The following is a 14467-nucleotide window of genomic DNA, read 5'->3' on the forward strand; positions in this document are numbered from 1 at the left end:
GCGCAGGCTTCAGGCGACGGGCGCGGGGCAAGGGTGGCGCGTCATCCAGTGACGGGCAATGTCCACCCTTCGGCAAACCCATACCCGGTCGTGTTTTTCCAGATGGTCGAGAAAGCGTTGCAGGGCAAGGAAGCGGCCGGGCCGTCCCAGCAGGCGGCAATGCATGCCGATGCTCATCATGGCCGGGCGCTCTTCGCCCTCGGCGTACATCAGGTCGAAGGCGTCGCGCAGGTAGGCGAAGAACTCCTCGCCGTGCGAGAAGCCTTGCGGCAGGGCAAAGCGCATGTCGTTGGTGTCCAGCGTGTAGGGCACCACCAGATGCGGGGCAAGTTCGCCATCGCGCTTGCGGACCCGGGTCCAGAAGGGCAGGTCGTCGCCGTAGTAGTCCGAGTCGTAGAGAAAGCCGCCATGTTCCGCCACCAGCCGGCGGGTGTTGGGCGAGTCGCGACCGGTGTACCAGCCCTGCGGCGCGCCGCCGGTGAGTTGCTTGATGACGGCGACAGCGGTTTCCAGATGCTGACGCTCGGTGGCTTCGTCCATGTTCTGATAGTGAATCCAGCGCCAGCCGTGGCAGGCGATTTCATGCCCCAGCTCCTGAAAGGCGGCGGTGGCCTCCGGGTGGCGCTGCAAGGCCATGGCCACGCCGAACACCGTCATGGGCAGGCCGCGTTTTTCGAACTCGCGCAGGAAGCGCCAGACGCCGACGCGCGAGCCATACTCGTACATGCTTTCCATGGACAGATGGCGGGCCGGGTAGCTGGCTGGGTTGAACAGCTCGGACAGGAACTGCTCGCTACGGGCATCGCCGTGCAACACGCAGTTTTCGCCGCCTTCCTCGTAGTTGAGGACAAACTGCACCGCCACGCGGGCCTGGCCGGGCCAGTCGGCATGCGGCGGGCGCGGGCCATAGCCGATCAGGTCGCGCGGGTAGTTGCTGGCTGCTTGGATGTGCGTCATGACGTGCTTTCTCCACTCAGGCCAGCAAGGCGTTCAGTCGGAAGCGGGCGATCTTGCCGATTTCTTCCAGGCCGCCGTGGAACTCATCGGCGCTATCCCGTGCCAGCCGGGTGGTCATGGCCTCCAGAATCTGCTTTCGGCTCAATCCCTTAACCGCGATTACGAAAGGAAAGCCATGGCGATGGCGGTAGAGGGCGTTCAGTTCGCGCAGCCGGCCCAGCTCGGCGGCGCTGCACTGATCCAGCCCCGCGCCGCGTTGCTCTTGGGTGGATGCCGCAGTCAGCGCGCCGGCCTCGGCCTCCTTGCCGGCCAACTCCGGGTGCGCCTGAATCAGCGACAGTTGTTCCGAGGTGCTGGCTGCCGCCAGTACGGACAGCATGCCGGCATGCAGCTCATCCACGCTGTGAAAGGGACGCAAGGCCCAGGCGCGTTCGGCAATCCACGGCGAGTGCTCGAAAATGCCCTCCAACAGTTCGACAAAATCAGACTGAGGCAGGGCGGAGAGTTCACAAAGCGTCAGGGTTGACGTGTTCATGGGGTTTCCTTGTCATCGGACAGACGGCCGCCTTGTGCCGCCCAGAGCAATACTTGCTGGCGTTCAGCGTCGGTCATGGCGGTCAGGTTGGCCAGGGGCATGTATTTGTTGCCGACGGTTTCCGCCATCTTGGTCACGTGCTGGCCGATTTGCGCCGGGGTTTCCAGCGTGACGCCCTTGGGCGGCTGGGCAAAACCTTGTTGGGTGGGGTGGGCGGCATGGCAGGCGACGCAGCGCTGATCGATGATCTGTTTCACCTCGGCAAAACTCACCTGCGCCTCGCCGGGCGCGGGGGGGGGCGGCGGTACCGGGCGCATCGTCACGATCAGCGCCAGCAGCAGGGCGACGCCGGCCGCCGGCAGCCACCATTTGACCTGATCGCGTTGGCGCAGCACGAAGAACTGACGGATCAGCACGCCGGCGCTTATCAGCAGCGCCAGCACCAGCCAGCCGCGCGGGTGACTGTAAGTCATCGGGTAGTGGTTGCTGATCATGGCGAACAGCACCGGCAGGGTGAAATAGGTGTTGTGCACCGAGCGCTGTTTGCCGATGAGGCCGGGGCGCGTGTCCACCGTCTCGCCAGCGCGGACTTGCGCCACCATGCGCCGCTGTCCCGGAATGATGTGGAAGAACACATTGGCCGCCATGATGGTGCCGAGCATGGCGCCCATGTGCAGGTAGGCGGCGCGGGCGGCGAATACCTGATGCAGAGCGTAGTCCGAGAGCATGACCAGGCAGAACACGGCCGCGCCCAGCAGGGCGTCGCGCCCCATCAGCAAGCGGCACAGCCCGTCGTAAGCCAGCCAGCCGCCGGCGAGAAAGGCGATGGACAAGGCTACTGCCGCCGCTGGCGACAAGGCCATCACTTGCGGGTCAACCAGCATGTTGGCGGCGCCGATCCAATACACCACCGCCATCAAGCCCATGCCGGACAACCAGGTGGAATAGGACTCCCATTTCGACCAGTGCAGGTTGTCGCTTAGCGGCTCGCCCTTGGGGCCGGTGAGGAATTTCTGGCTGCAATAAAAACCGCCGCCGTGCACGGCCCACAGTTCGCCATGCGCGCCGCGCGCCGCATCTTCGGCCTTCTTGGGCGGGCGCAGGCTGTTGTCCAGCATGACGAAGTAAAACGAGGCGCCGATCCAGGCGATGCCGACAATCAGGTGAAACCAGCGCAGCAGCAGGTTGAGCCAGTCCAGCAGATAAGCTTCCATGATGTGTTTCCGTTTTTGTTGTTGTGGTGGGAGGGCGCTCAACTGCCGCGATAGGTGGAGTAGCTCCAAGGCGAAACCAGCAGCGGCACGTGGTAATGCGCGGCGGGGTCCGAGACGCCGAAGCGCAGCCTCACGTCGTCGACAAACAGCGGTTCCACTAGGGAAGGATGGTGGCGGCGAAAATAGTCGCCGGCGGCGAACACCAATTCATAGCGGCCGGCGGCAAGCGCCGCGCCTTCCAGCAAAGGGGCGTCGCAGCGTCCATCGTGGTTGGTGACGGCGCGGGCGAGCAGGCGGCGTTCGCCGTCCAGCGTGTAGAGGGAGACGGCGATGCCGCTGCCGGGGCGGCCGGCGGCGGTGTCCAGAACGTGAGTGGTGAGTTTGCCCATGCCGTTGTCGGCTCCTGTTGTTGCTGTCATTGGCAGGGCAGTGTAATTCGGGTGGAATATTGGTAAAACCAGTATGATCTGATAACAAATATATTGAATTTGTTATATTGGTGGGGTGGTTTGCTCATTTAAGAGCCACTAAGCAAACCTCGTAGAGGCCCTGAACCAGGGCGCGCCGATCAAGGCTGTACCCCTTGTTCGACAAGGAGGCCCAACGCAGGATCAGGGTCTTTGTTGGCTCGTCTTAAGCGGCGTGAAGGAGGGAAATGGTCAATCGCAGAGAGGAAGAGCCGCTGGACAGCTATCTGTTGCGGGTACTGTGTCTGGTGGTCAGCGAGCGCAGCGTATCGCGCGCGGCTTTACGACTCAAACAGTCGCAGCCGGCGGTCAGCGCCGCGTTGAAGCGCTTGCGGGAGATTCTCGACGACCCGCTGCTGGTGCGGGAAAAAGGCGGCATGGTGCCTACCGAGCGGGCGCTGGTGTTGTACTCCCATGCCAAGAAAGCGCTGGCGGAAATCGACGACATGGTGCGCGCGCCGGAGGTGTTCGAGCCTGCGGAAAGCCGGCAGACCTTCCGCATCGGCGCACCGGATTATATTGCGCCGGCCTTTATGGCGGGAGTGACGGCGGCGTTTCAGCGCGCCGCGCCCAGGGCGCGGCTGGTGATCCACTCGCTGGGGCCGCAATTCGACTTTGAAACCTCGTTGGCCGAAGGCGAGCTGGATGTGGTGATCGGCAACTGGCCGGAGCCGCCGCCGCGCATGCGACTATCCATGCTGATGGAGGACGAGATTGTTTGCCTGGTGAGCGCGCGCCATCCGTTGGCGGCGCGCGGCCTGACGCTGGAAAGCTACGCCGCGGCCACTCACATCGTGCCCATGCCTTACGCCGTGAATCAGCGCGGCATGATAGACAGCGTGCTGTCGTCGCTGAAAATCAGCCGGGCGGAGAGCGTTACCGTGCAGTCCTTTGCGTTGGCGCCGTATCTGCTGGAAAACAGCGACTCCATTTTCACCACCACCCGGCATGTGGCCAGCTTTTACGCCGGCTTGCTGAATCTGGCGGTGTTGAATTCGCCGGTGGATTTTCCGCCGATGCGGTTTTACCAACTGTGGCATGAGCGCCATCACAAATCACCGTCCCACCGCTGGCTGCGCGGCATTCTCAGCGAATGCGGCCGCCGCCTGCAGCCGGTCGCCGCCGGTCGGGGGTGAGCGGGCGTCAGCGGTAGATGGGCACCAGCACCACCGGTACGTCGGTGCCCATCATCACCTTGTGGGCGACGGAGCCCAGCAGCAGTTCGCCAAGGGCGCTGTGACGGCGGGAGCCCATGACGATCATGTCGGCCAGCACGTTTTTGGCGGCGTCCAGAATGCAGCGCGATGGATCGCCCTTGATGGCTTGCACGCTGGCCAGCACCTCGGCAACTGGCATGTCGGGGTTGGCTTCGGCAAACGTCTGTATGCGCTGGCGCAACAGCGCCTCGTCACCCAGATGACCGCTGGCGGGTTGACCGGCGCTGAAATCCATATAGGGCAGACTGGTGGCGGGCAGGGAAATGGTGATGGCGTGCAGCCGCGCATTGAAGCGGGCGGCCAGTCCGACGGCGTGGTGAAAGACCGCCGGCGAGCGCGGCGTGAGGTCGGAAGCGTACAGTATGGAATTTATTCCGTAGGACATGTTCTATCTCCTGTGGCGGGTCATGGCGGATAGAAATCAGTCTTGCGGAAGCCCGCGCCGTTTGGGAAGCGAGCAAGCCTGATAGCGCTTATAGGCGAACTGTTATAATCAAGGCCGGTTATTGTCGATTCCGGCATCGATCCTGTGGTGGACGGCATGATGGGTGAGAGTCGATCCGACTTGGTCGCAACCCGTTGCCGGCAATGCCGTTCCCCGACCGTACTCGCATCAGCAGAGGCCCGGCGCTTAGCGCCGCCTTCTTGTTTCTGCCCGGCCAGCGCCGGGCGCATTTTTGTTACCGTATTCAGGAGCTTTATCATGCAATTTCTGCACACCATGCTGCGCGTCGGCAATCTGGAACGTTCCCTGGCCTTCTATCAGGATGTGCTGGGCATGAAACTGCTGCGCCGTCAGGATTATCCGGAAGGCCGTTTCACGTTGGCTTTTGTCGGTTACGGCGATGAATCCGAGCATACCGTGATTGAGCTCACGCACAATTGGGATACCGAATCCTATGATCTGGGCACGGCCTTCGGTCATATCGCCATCGGCGTGGAAAACGCCTATGAGGCTTGCGACGCGGTGCGCGCCAAGGGCGGCAAGGTGGTGCGCGAAGCAGGACCGATGAAGCACGGCACCACGGTGATCGCCTTTGTTGAGGACCCGGATGGCTACAAGATCGAATTCATCCAGAAGGGCAGCCTCTAAGAACGGCTGACAAAACCTCGCAGAGACCCTGAACAAGGCGCGCCGCGGCGTACGACAAGCCGGCGCAAGGCTGGGGCCGGGGTTTTGTTGGCGGGGCTAAGCCGCCGACAATCCCACGGCTGCCAAGTTGGCAACGCCGGGCCTGAGCGATGCGGACGGGGGCTTCATGGGGGGTGAGAAGGGTTTTTTCTTCAGCCCGGCGGGTTCAGGAGTGAGCGCCGGGCTGATGCCATGTCATACAGGGTTGTCGTGCGCCGCCCCGGGTCGGCGCGGCGATGACCGCCAACGGAGATTTCATGATTCAACCCTTTCGCAGACTCGCGATTCTGTCCTGCCTGAGCCTGCTGCCCGGCGTGGCGGCGGCGGCTGACCTGGACGGCGCCAGCCTCAGCCTGGCTTGGACCATTCCCTTCGCCGGCATTTTGTTGTCCATCGCGTTGTTTCCGATTTTCGCGCCCAGTTTCTGGCATCACCATTTCGGCAAGATCACGGCGATCTGGAGCGTGCTGTTCCTGCTGCCGTTTGCGGCGGTGTTCGGGTTGGGCATGTCGGCGACGCTGGTGCTGCACGCGCTGGTGGCCGAGTACATTCCCTTTCTGGCCCTGCTGTTTTCCTTGTACACGGTATCGGGCGGAATTCTGGTGTGGGGCAATCTACACGGTTCGCCGCGGCTGAATACCACGTTGCTGGCCATCGGCACGGCGCTGGCTTCCATCATGGGCACCACCGGCGCCGCCATGTTGCTGATTCGTCCCTTGCTCAAGGCCAACGACAACCGCAAGCATCGCGTGCATGTGGTGGTGTTCTTCATCTTCCTGGTGGCCAATGTGGGCGGTGGGCTGACGCCGCTGGGTGATCCGCCCTTGTTTCTAGGCTTTTTGAAAGGCGTGACCTTTGGCTGGACTTTCCAGCACATGCTGTGGCCGGTGCTGTTGCTGTCGCTGATGTTGCTGGCGGTGTTTTATGCCATTGACCGCTATTTCTATGCGCGGGAAGACGAGCTGAGCGCCGACGAGGCAACGCCAGATTCGCCCTTGAAGTTGTACGGCAAGGTGAATTTCCTCTTGCTGGCCGGTGTGGTGGGGGCGGTGCTGCTGTCAGGTTTCTGGAAGCCGGGCATCGAGCTGGAGCTGGCCGGCGTGCATGCCGAACTGCAGAATCTGGTGCGCGACGGTTTGCTGGTGCTGATTGCCATTGTCTCCCTGTGGGCGACCCCCAAGCAGGTGCGTGCCGGCAATGAGTTCAACTGGGATCCGATTCTGGAAGTGGCCAAGCTGTTTGCCGGCATTTTCCTGACCATCGCGCCGGCCATCGCCATCCTGCGCGCCGGCGTGGACGGCCAGTTGGCGGGCTTGGTGCATGCGGTGTCGGGCGCCGACGGTCAGCCGGTGAACGCCATGTATTTCTGGATGACCGGCATCCTGTCCAGTTTCCTCGACAATGCGCCTACCTATCTGGTGTTTTTCAATCTGGCGGACGGCAACGCGCAAACGCTGATGGGGCCCTTGTCGCAGACGCTGCTGGCCATTTCAATGGGCGCAGTGTTCATGGGTGCCAATACCTATATCGGCAATGCGCCCAACTTCATGGTCAAGGCCATTGCCGAGCAGCGCGGCGTCGCCATGCCGAGTTTCTTCGCCTATATGGCGTGGTCCTTTGGTATCTTGCTGCCCTTGTTCCTGGTGCTGACGCTGGTGTTTTTCTGATCCGGGTCTGAGGCGCGACGGTCCGGGTGTTCTTGGGCGCTCGCTGCAATGAAACAGCCCCGTCGGCTTGTACCGGCGGGGCTGTTGTTTTGGGCGATGCGGGGACTCAGTGTTTGCGCAGTGCGGTCTGTTCCGGCGCGCCGCTAAGCGCTTCTTCCCATACATGCTTGGGAATGTGCGATTGCAGGTAATCGCGCGCTTTTTCCAGCAAGTCCTCATGCAGCGTATGACCGATGAAAGGCTCTACCTCGGCGGTGACATCGCTGCCCAGCCGGATCAGGTGCTCGGCGGCGGCCACGCTGTGCTGGTAGTGGATCACCGGATCGGCCTTGCCGTGGAACAGGTGCACGGTGGTCTTCGGCAAACGTTGCGCCGGCAGGCTGGCGAAGCGTCCGCTGAAGGCGAGCACGCGACCGCTCAGATCCGGATGCGCCGCCGCTGCTTCCAGCGACATGATGGCGCCCTGGCTGAAGCCGATCAGCGCGGTGGCTTCCATGCCCAACCCGCTGTCCTTTTGCCAGCGGCGCACAGCCTCCACAAAGCGGGGCAGGGCTTCGGCCACGCGGGCCGGGCGGTTTTCATCGGTGACATCGCGCACGGAAAACCACTGGTAGCCCATGCCGAGGTCGGACGGGTCCGCGCCGGCCACGCTGACGATGAGCGCTTCCGGGAAGCTCTTGCCCAGATAGGCGGCGACGCCGCTCATGCTGTCCGGGGTGGAACCCACACCGTGAAAAAGCAGCATCAGTTGTTTGGGCGCGGCGGGTTGTTGCAGGATGAGATCGTGGTGCATGTTCTGGCCTTTCTTGCGGACCATCCGTGGCGGAGGGGCCGTCTGTTTCTGGCCGGCGTTTGCCGGCGGCGACAGCTGCCATATTACGGCCTTGGCGGCGTTATAATAGCCCCCTCGCGGTTAACACAGCATTTACTTCCCCATCATGCACATTCACATCCTAGGCATCTGCGGTACCTTCATGGGCGGCATCGCCGCCATTGCCAAACAGGCCGGCCACACGGTTACCGGCTGCGACGCCAACGTTTATCCGCCGATGAGCACTCAGCTGGAGGCCATGGGCATCGAGCTGGTGCAAGGCTTCGGCGAGGAGCAGCTGTCTCTGGGCGCCGATGTGTATGTGATCGGCAATGTGGTCACGCGCGGCAAGCCGCTGATGGAGGCCATTCTCAATCGCGGCTTGCCTTATGTGTCCGGTCCGCAGTGGTTGGCCGAAAACGTGCTACGCGACAAATGGGTGCTGGCGGTGGCCGGCACCCACGGCAAGACCACCACCAGCTCTATGCTGGCCTGGATTCTGGAAGACGCGGGCCTGGCGCCGGGCTTTCTCATTGGCGGCATCCCGCAAAACTTCGGCGTGTCGGCGCGCTTGCCGGGCGCGCCGCGCCAGGATGCCGCCAGCGTCAGCCCTTTCTTCGTGATCGAGGCGGACGAGTACGACACCGCTTTCTTCGACAAGCGTTCCAAATTCGTCCATTACCGTCCGCGCACGGCCATTCTCAATAATCTTGAGTTTGATCATGCGGATATCTTCGCCGATCTGACGGCGATCGAGACGCAATTCCATCATCTAGTGCGCACCATTCCCGGCGAAGGCCTGATTGTGCGCAATGCGCGCGAAGCCAGTCTTGAACGCGTGCTGGAACGCGGTTGCTGGACGCCGGTGGAGAGTTTTGGCGGCCCGGCAGGCTGGAGCATGGGCGAAGTGGACGATAACGGACATTTTGATGTGCTGCTGGATGGCGCGACGCAGGGGCGCGTGTGCTGGAACCTGATGGGAGAGCACAATCGCCTCAACGCGGTGGCCGCCATCGCCGCCGCGCGCCATGTCGGCGTGGCCCCGCAAACGGCCATCGAGGCGCTGTCGCGCTTCGAAAACGTCAAGCGCCGCATGGAAGTGCGCGGCAAGGCGGCCGGGGTGACGGTGTACGATGACTTCGCCCATCATCCCACCGCGATCGACACCACGCTGGCCGGCTTGCGTCGGCACGTGGGTGCGAGCCGCATCCTGGCGGTGCTGGAGCCGCGTTCCAACACCATGAAGCTGGGCACCATGAAGAGCGCGCTGGCGGGGTCGTTGACCGAGGCGGACAAGGTGTACTGCTCGGCGGCGGGTTTGGGCTGGAGCCCGGCCGAGGCGCTGCTGCCGCTGGGCGATAAGGCGGCCACCTTTGATCAACTGGGCAGCCTGATCGATGCTGTCATCGCCGAGGCGAAGGCGGGCGATCATATTCTGGTGATGAGCAATGGCGGCTTCGGCGGCATTCACCAGAAGCTGCTGGAGAGGTTGGCCGAAAGGGGCTGAGCCGGTTAGCAATAGCCTGATGCTGCCCCGTGCTCAGGCACTGCGCGTCGGCGCATCGTGAAACTGGTGTGGGCCGGTCGCGCTTAGAGCGGCTAAGAAAAATCAGTATCACGGCAGAGGCAAGGCGCGCCGATGCAGTCAGTACTTGAGTACGGCAAAGAGGCGCAACGCAGCATCAGGAGTTTGTTAGCCGCTCTTAAAGCCCGCGGCCGCAAGCTGAAAGACAGTCGCGTAGGACAGGTTTACACCGGGTAAACACTGCCTGCACGGCTGTTTTTTTGTCACGCCAAGTCTGGCGAGCGCGCGCGGACTGGCTCAGCCTTGACGATGAATGTGGCCGGCGCCGCCGATGCGGGCCAGGCTGAGCGCGCCGGACAGGCGCTCCAGCATCGGGTTGGGGGAGTTTTCATCGTCGCGCACCACGCTGATGCCGGCACAGGAGTCCGCCTGCTCTTCCTTGCCCTGATAGACGAAGGTGAGTTGGCGCAGGGTGAGGATGAGCCGGCGGGCAAGATCGTGCGCGCCGTCCAGGCTGGTGTTGGGCAGCAGGATGACGAAGCTGTCGTCTTCGCGCCGGGCTACCAGATCGCTGTCGCGGGTGCTTTGCACGCACAGGCTGCCGGCCAGTTGCAACAGATGGCGGCGCGCGGAGCCGTTGTCGTCTTCCGGCACTAGTGCCGGCATGTTCAGGAGTTGCAGCGAGAGCGCGGCCACCGAGCCGCCATAGCGGCGTATGCGGCCGGTTTCCGCATGTGCCTGTCCCAGCAATTGCGGCATGCCGACCACGCCGGTCAGTTTGTCCTCGCCTCCGCCCTGTTTTTTCTCTTGCTGGATAGCCTTGTACAGCGTCAGCGACTGCTCCACCAGCTGATGCTCCGCATCCAGCAACTGGTTCATCACCATGGTTTCGGTGCGGTCGCTGAAGCTGATCACCAGTGTCGGCATATTGTCCACGCGCACTTCCCTGAGCGACATCTGCACTTCGAACTTCCGTCCGGTGGCGGTGCGCAAGGCCAGCTTGCGGTTGTACACCATGCTGTTGGCCGCCAGCAGCGTGAGCAGGGCCGGGCCGTCGTCCGGATTGGCAAGAAAGCCGGCAAAGGATTTGCCCACCATGTCGTCGTGCGGCGTGGCCAGCAGGATGGCCGCGAGCTGGTTGGCCGAAAGAATGGTGCCGCCATCGGGCGTAGCGAGCAGCAGGGCGCCCTGAACGGTGTCGATAAGCGATTGAAAAGCGTCGATGGTGGACATGGTGTCACCGTAAAAATCGTGCAGGACGGATGTTTCAGTCTATTCCAGGGCGCAGCCGAATGCACCCGGATCAATGGGGCCTCAGCGTTCCTGAATGGCGCGGCGATGGCGGCGGAACACCCACTTTTCCCACAGCTGCCCCGTGGTGTCGTCGTCGTTCAGCAGCAGACGGGCGGTGATGGCGTAACCCTCGTCCGGTGTCGGCTGCTGTGTTTCCACCCTGGCGGGCAGTTGCAACATCAGTGCGGAGTCCGGATTGGGCGCCAGCGTCATCAGCACCCGGCTGTCTTGCGGCCAGGGATGGTCCGACAGCCACGCTATGGTGGAGAGGCCCAGCCGGCAGGGGGTGAGCGGGGGGCGGGCCGGATGTCGCGCCTGCAAGGAAACCTCCAGCGCCAGATCCAGCTTGGCTTCAAGCCGAGTAAGCATCGGGTCGGCGTCTTCCGGCGTTTCGGTGGGGGAGGCCAGCACCCGCAGTGCGAGCCGCGTTTCGCGTTGCAGCCGCAAGGCGTAGTCTTCGTCGCCCAGCTGCTGTACGGCCAGCGGCAGCAAGGCGTCGAAACTGGCGGTGTCGAGTACGGGCAGCGTCATGCCGTCCTCCCTTTCTTGTCGAGTTGGCCTGTGTCCTCAGGCAAACAGGTTGGCGATGCCGTCCAGCCCCATCACATTCACGGCCACGTCGGCCTTGGCCTGTACCACTGGCTTGGCGCGGTAGGCCACGCCGATGCCGGCTTCGGCCAACATCATCAAGTCGTTGGCGCCGTCGCCCATGGCCAGCACTTGCTCCGGACGCAGGCCGAGCTTCTCGCGCTTTTCGATCAGCAGGCGCTGCTTGGCGGCGGCGTCGACGATGTCGCCCACCACGCGGCCGGTGAGCTTGCCGTCGATGATTTCCAGCTCGTTGGCGTAAGCATAGTCGAGGCCCAGTTGTGCTTTCAGCCGTTCGGTGAAATAGGTGAAGCCGCCGGAAACCAGCATGAAGCGCACGCCGGCGGCTTTACTGGCAGCCAGCAGGATTTGCGCGCCGGGGCTCAGTTGCAGCCTTTCATTGAACACTTTTTCCAGCGCCGAGGCGGGCAGGCCGGCCAGCAAGGCCACCCGTTCGCGCAGCGAGGCGGAAAAGTCCAGTTCGCCGCGCATGGAGCGCTCGGTGATGGCGGCTACCTGCGGCTTCAGGCCTTGCATGTCGGCAATCTCGTCGATGCACTCGATGGTGATCAGCGTGGAGTCCATGTCCGACACGATCAGCCCGAGATCCGCCATGCGCGGATTGCCCTTGAGAAAGGCAAAGTCGTAATTCAGCGCCTGGCAACAGGCGCGGATGGCGTCGGCGCTGTCCGGATTGATGTCGCTCAGGCGCGCGGTGTCGAGATTGGGCTGTGTGATGCCGCCGGCGCCGGCCAGTTGGGCGAGTTCGGCCAGTTCCTTGCTGTCGAGGCGGGGGGACTGGATGACGAGGGTGGTGGTCATGGGCTGCGGAACGAATGTTGGCTGTCAATCCGCTGATTATGCCACTCACACGCCGTGCGCCGGAATGCCCGTCGCCGGATTCAGCCTTGCCGGGGAGCGTGCAGCGCCCGCCACAAGCCGCTTAGCGACAGTTGCCCCGGGCCGGCGCAGAACAGCACGGCGATGAGGATGGCCCAGTAATAGTGGAACTGGCGGGTAACGTCGGTCAGATCGGGATAGCTGATCACCGCTACGGCGTTGACCACGAACAGACCGGCGGCGGCAAAGCGACCGGCCAGGCCCAGCGCCAGCAAAGAGGAAAGCACGGTCTCGCCAAAGGTGCCCATCAGGGCGGCCAGCGCGGGCGGCAGCAAGGGCACGTGGTATTCGTCGGTGAACAATTGCACCGTGGTGTCCCAATCGTCCAGCTTGGTGAGGCCGGATTTGAAAAACACGTTGAAGATCCACAGGCGGATCAGCAGCAACAGCAGCGGTTGCAGCAGGCCGGCGGCCTTGTCCAGCAGCCGGTTCAGGGCGGCGGCTTGTGCGGCGAGAGCATTCATGGCGGTTCTCCTTCGGGCAAGCCGCGCCCCTCCGCGGCGACGCGGATGACGGGCAGGCCGGTGTTGTTGAGTGTGGCTTACAGGCTGTGACTGACGGGCAGCCCCAGCTGGAACAGGGTGAGCAAGGCGGACTGCAAATCCAGATGTTCTTCGGCCAACATCGCGGCAGCGGCGGCTTCGCCCAGCGGCTGGCCAGCCAGCAGCGCGGCAAGCAGGGCGGCGAAACCCGGCGAGCAGACATCCACTTTCACTACGCCCTGCTGGCGATGCACCAGTGCGCATTCCCCGCCAGCGCCAAGGTCAACGCGCAATGCCGCGCCGGGCTGATGTCCTTGCCAGATGGCGACTACCGGCCAGCGGGAGGCGATGACGGCGCAGGAGGGCGCAAAGCCGAAGCACAAGTCGTCGTAGTCTTCCGGCGCAACGCCGGCCAGCGCGACGGCAGGCAAGGGCTGCGCGTCGGCAGCGTAATAACTGCGGTGGACCGCCCATTCCACTCGGGCCACATCGCCCAGATAGGGCAGCTCGGCGGCCGGCGGGAAGGCATCAATGAAGTCGCCGAACTGTCCGCCGTAGACGTGCAGGTTGCCGGAGAGGGAGGGAACCTGCTTGCTGTATTCGCGCGCGAGGCCCTTGAAGAAGTCCTCGCCGACGATCTGCCCCAGCACCGGGTAGAACAGCGCCAGCGACTCCATCAGCCCGACGCGGTAGTTGTTGCGATATACCGCCAGCCCGGCGGGGTTCAGCGCCGGCAGGTCGGCCGGTTGCTCCTGGCGGGCGATCAGTTCCAGCAGCCGGGCTTGCCAGTCGAGTTCTTCACGCATGGCCGCCTCCGTTCATGATGGCTTGCGCCTTGTCGGCTTCGGCGCACAGGGTGTCCAGCGGGGGGATGTCCAGATCCCATTCAATCAGCGTGGGGCGGGGACCAATCATGCCGATGACGCGGCGGTACAGCGCCCACACCCCGTCGTGCACCGGCATGCTGTGCGTATCCACCAGCAGCCCTTCGCCCTGGCTGTAACCAGCCAGATGGATTTCGCCGATGGCGTGGATGGGCAATGCCGCCAGCACGGCGTCGACATCGGTGCCCAGGTTTTGCTGATTGACGTAGAGATTGTTGACGTCCAGCAGGATGCCGCAGCCGGTGCGGCGCGTGAGCTCGGCGAGAAATTCGCCTTCATTCATCTCGTTGCCCGGGTATTCCACATAGCTGGACAGGTTTTCCAGCAAGATCTCGCGGCCCAGGGTGTCTTGTGTCAGCGAGACGTGGCCGGCGATGACGTCCAGTGCCGCCCGGGTGTAGGGAATGGGCAGCAGATCGTTGACGAAGCGTTGGCCGGAGTGATTGAAGGACAGATGTTCGGACACCGCTTGCGGCTGGATTTCAGCCACCAGCCGCTTGAGCGAGGCCAGGTGGCCGGTGTCCGGGGCGGCCAGCGAGCCCAGTCCCAGTCCCACGCCGTGCAGCGACAGCGGGTAATATTCCGCCACGCGATGCAGCATGGCCACCGGCATGCCGCCGTCGAAAAAGTTTTCGCTGTGCAGCTCTACCCAGCCCAGCGGGGGCAGGGTATCCAGCACCTGGCGATAGTGTGGGGCGCGCAGGCCGATGCCGGCCACGGCGGGCAGGGTTGTCGAAGTCATGGTGCAATCATCCGGCGTGGATAAAAAACGGGAGGCTGCCCGAGAGGCGGTTC

General features: G+C 63.4%; 17 protein-coding genes. 4 read left to right on the forward strand and 13 right to left on the reverse strand.

Annotated features, from left to right (window positions below; translation table 11 throughout):
• Positions 1-9 precede the first annotated feature (9 nt).
• The 4 genes from puuE to uraH are packed head-to-tail and all read right to left on the reverse strand — an operon-like array spanning position 10 to position 3095.
• Positions 10-957, reverse strand: coding sequence for an allantoinase PuuE (gene puuE / locus Q0P52_RS03810; RefSeq protein WP_293765062.1), 948 nt, complete (start codon positions 955-957; stop codon positions 10-12).
• Positions 958-973: 16 nt separating this feature from the next.
• On the reverse strand, positions 974-1492 hold the full coding sequence (gene uraD, locus Q0P52_RS03815) for a 2-oxo-4-hydroxy-4-carboxy-5-ureidoimidazoline decarboxylase (RefSeq protein ID WP_293765064.1): 519 nt from the start codon (positions 1490-1492) through the stop codon (positions 974-976).
• Complete coding sequence (locus Q0P52_RS03820) at positions 1489-2706, reverse strand: urate hydroxylase PuuD (RefSeq protein WP_293765066.1); 1218 nt, start codon at positions 2704-2706, stop codon at positions 1489-1491. Before Q0P52_RS03820 ends, uraD begins: the two co-directional genes overlap by 4 nt.
• A gap of 38 nt (positions 2707-2744) precedes the next feature.
• Complete coding sequence (uraH, locus tag Q0P52_RS03825) at positions 2745-3095, reverse strand: hydroxyisourate hydrolase (RefSeq protein ID WP_293765068.1); 351 nt, start codon at positions 3093-3095, stop codon at positions 2745-2747.
• A gap of 266 nt (positions 3096-3361) precedes the next feature.
• Here uraH and Q0P52_RS03830 point away from each other — a divergent pair, with 266 nt between their 5' ends.
• A complete protein-coding gene (locus tag Q0P52_RS03830) occupies positions 3362-4309 on the forward strand; it encodes a LysR family transcriptional regulator (RefSeq protein ID WP_293765070.1) in 948 nt (315 codons plus the stop codon).
• A gap of 7 nt (positions 4310-4316) precedes the next feature.
• Here Q0P52_RS03830 and Q0P52_RS03835 read toward each other — a convergent pair whose 3' ends face one another.
• Both Q0P52_RS03835 and Q0P52_RS03840 read right to left on the reverse strand, forming a co-directional pair.
• On the reverse strand, positions 4317-4775 hold the full coding sequence (locus Q0P52_RS03835) for a universal stress protein (protein WP_293765072.1): 459 nt from the start codon (positions 4773-4775) through the stop codon (positions 4317-4319).
• 20 nt (positions 4776-4795) lie between these two features.
• Positions 4796-5095 (reverse strand): hypothetical protein, encoded by a 300-nt coding sequence (locus Q0P52_RS03840; RefSeq protein WP_293813657.1) that lies wholly within the window; start codon positions 5093-5095, stop codon positions 4796-4798.
• Between Q0P52_RS03840 and gloA the strand changes: the two genes are divergently transcribed.
• Together gloA and Q0P52_RS03850 are read left to right on the forward strand one after the other, a co-directional pair.
• On the forward strand, positions 5094-5483 hold the full coding sequence (gene gloA, locus Q0P52_RS03845) for a lactoylglutathione lyase (protein ID WP_293765074.1): 390 nt from the start codon (positions 5094-5096) through the stop codon (positions 5481-5483). The genes Q0P52_RS03840 and gloA overlap by 2 nt on opposite strands.
• Positions 5484-5779: 296 nt before the next feature.
• A complete protein-coding gene (locus Q0P52_RS03850; protein WP_293765076.1) occupies positions 5780-7189 on the forward strand; it encodes a sodium:proton antiporter in 1410 nt (469 codons plus the stop codon).
• Positions 7190-7295: 106 nt separating this feature from the next.
• Here the strand turns inward: Q0P52_RS03850 and ypfH are convergent, their stop codons facing one another.
• Positions 7296-7982, reverse strand: a complete 687-nt coding sequence (gene ypfH, locus Q0P52_RS03855; protein WP_293765078.1) for an esterase — start codon at positions 7980-7982, stop codon at positions 7296-7298.
• A 142-nt stretch (positions 7983-8124) separates the two neighbouring features.
• On the opposite strand from ypfH, the gene mpl reads away from it, so the two are divergent.
• A complete protein-coding gene (mpl, locus tag Q0P52_RS03860; RefSeq protein WP_293765169.1) occupies positions 8125-9507 on the forward strand; it encodes a UDP-N-acetylmuramate:L-alanyl-gamma-D-glutamyl-meso-diaminopimelate ligase in 1383 nt (460 codons plus the stop codon).
• Between the two features lie 315 nt (positions 9508-9822).
• Here mpl and Q0P52_RS03865 read toward each other — a convergent pair whose 3' ends face one another.
• The 6 genes from Q0P52_RS03865 to Q0P52_RS03890 all read right to left on the reverse strand — a co-directional run bounded on the left by Q0P52_RS03865 (position 9823) and on the right by Q0P52_RS03890 (position 14414).
• On the reverse strand, positions 9823-10758 hold the full coding sequence (locus tag Q0P52_RS03865; protein WP_293765080.1) for a PAS domain-containing protein: 936 nt from the start codon (positions 10756-10758) through the stop codon (positions 9823-9825).
• A gap of 81 nt (positions 10759-10839) precedes the next feature.
• Positions 10840-11349, reverse strand: a complete 510-nt coding sequence (locus Q0P52_RS03870; protein ID WP_293765082.1) for a hypothetical protein — start codon at positions 11347-11349, stop codon at positions 10840-10842.
• Between the two features lie 36 nt (positions 11350-11385).
• Complete coding sequence (gene serB / locus Q0P52_RS03875) at positions 11386-12228, reverse strand: phosphoserine phosphatase SerB (protein ID WP_293765084.1); 843 nt, start codon at positions 12226-12228, stop codon at positions 11386-11388.
• A gap of 80 nt (positions 12229-12308) precedes the next feature.
• Positions 12309-12770, reverse strand: a complete 462-nt coding sequence (locus Q0P52_RS03880; protein WP_293765086.1) for a DoxX family membrane protein — start codon at positions 12768-12770, stop codon at positions 12309-12311.
• 77 nt (positions 12771-12847) lie between these two features.
• A complete protein-coding gene (locus Q0P52_RS03885) occupies positions 12848-13594 on the reverse strand; it encodes a DNA-binding domain-containing protein (protein WP_293765088.1) in 747 nt (248 codons plus the stop codon).
• Complete coding sequence (locus Q0P52_RS03890) at positions 13587-14414, reverse strand: DUF692 domain-containing protein (protein WP_293765090.1); 828 nt, start codon at positions 14412-14414, stop codon at positions 13587-13589. The genes Q0P52_RS03885 and Q0P52_RS03890 overlap by 8 nt, the downstream gene beginning before the upstream one ends.
• Between the last annotated feature and the right edge of the window lie 53 nt (positions 14415-14467).

Origin of the sequence: uncultured Aquitalea sp. (assembly GCF_945957525.1) — a bacterium.
Taxonomy (GTDB): Bacteria; Pseudomonadota; Gammaproteobacteria; order Burkholderiales; family Chromobacteriaceae; genus Aquitalea.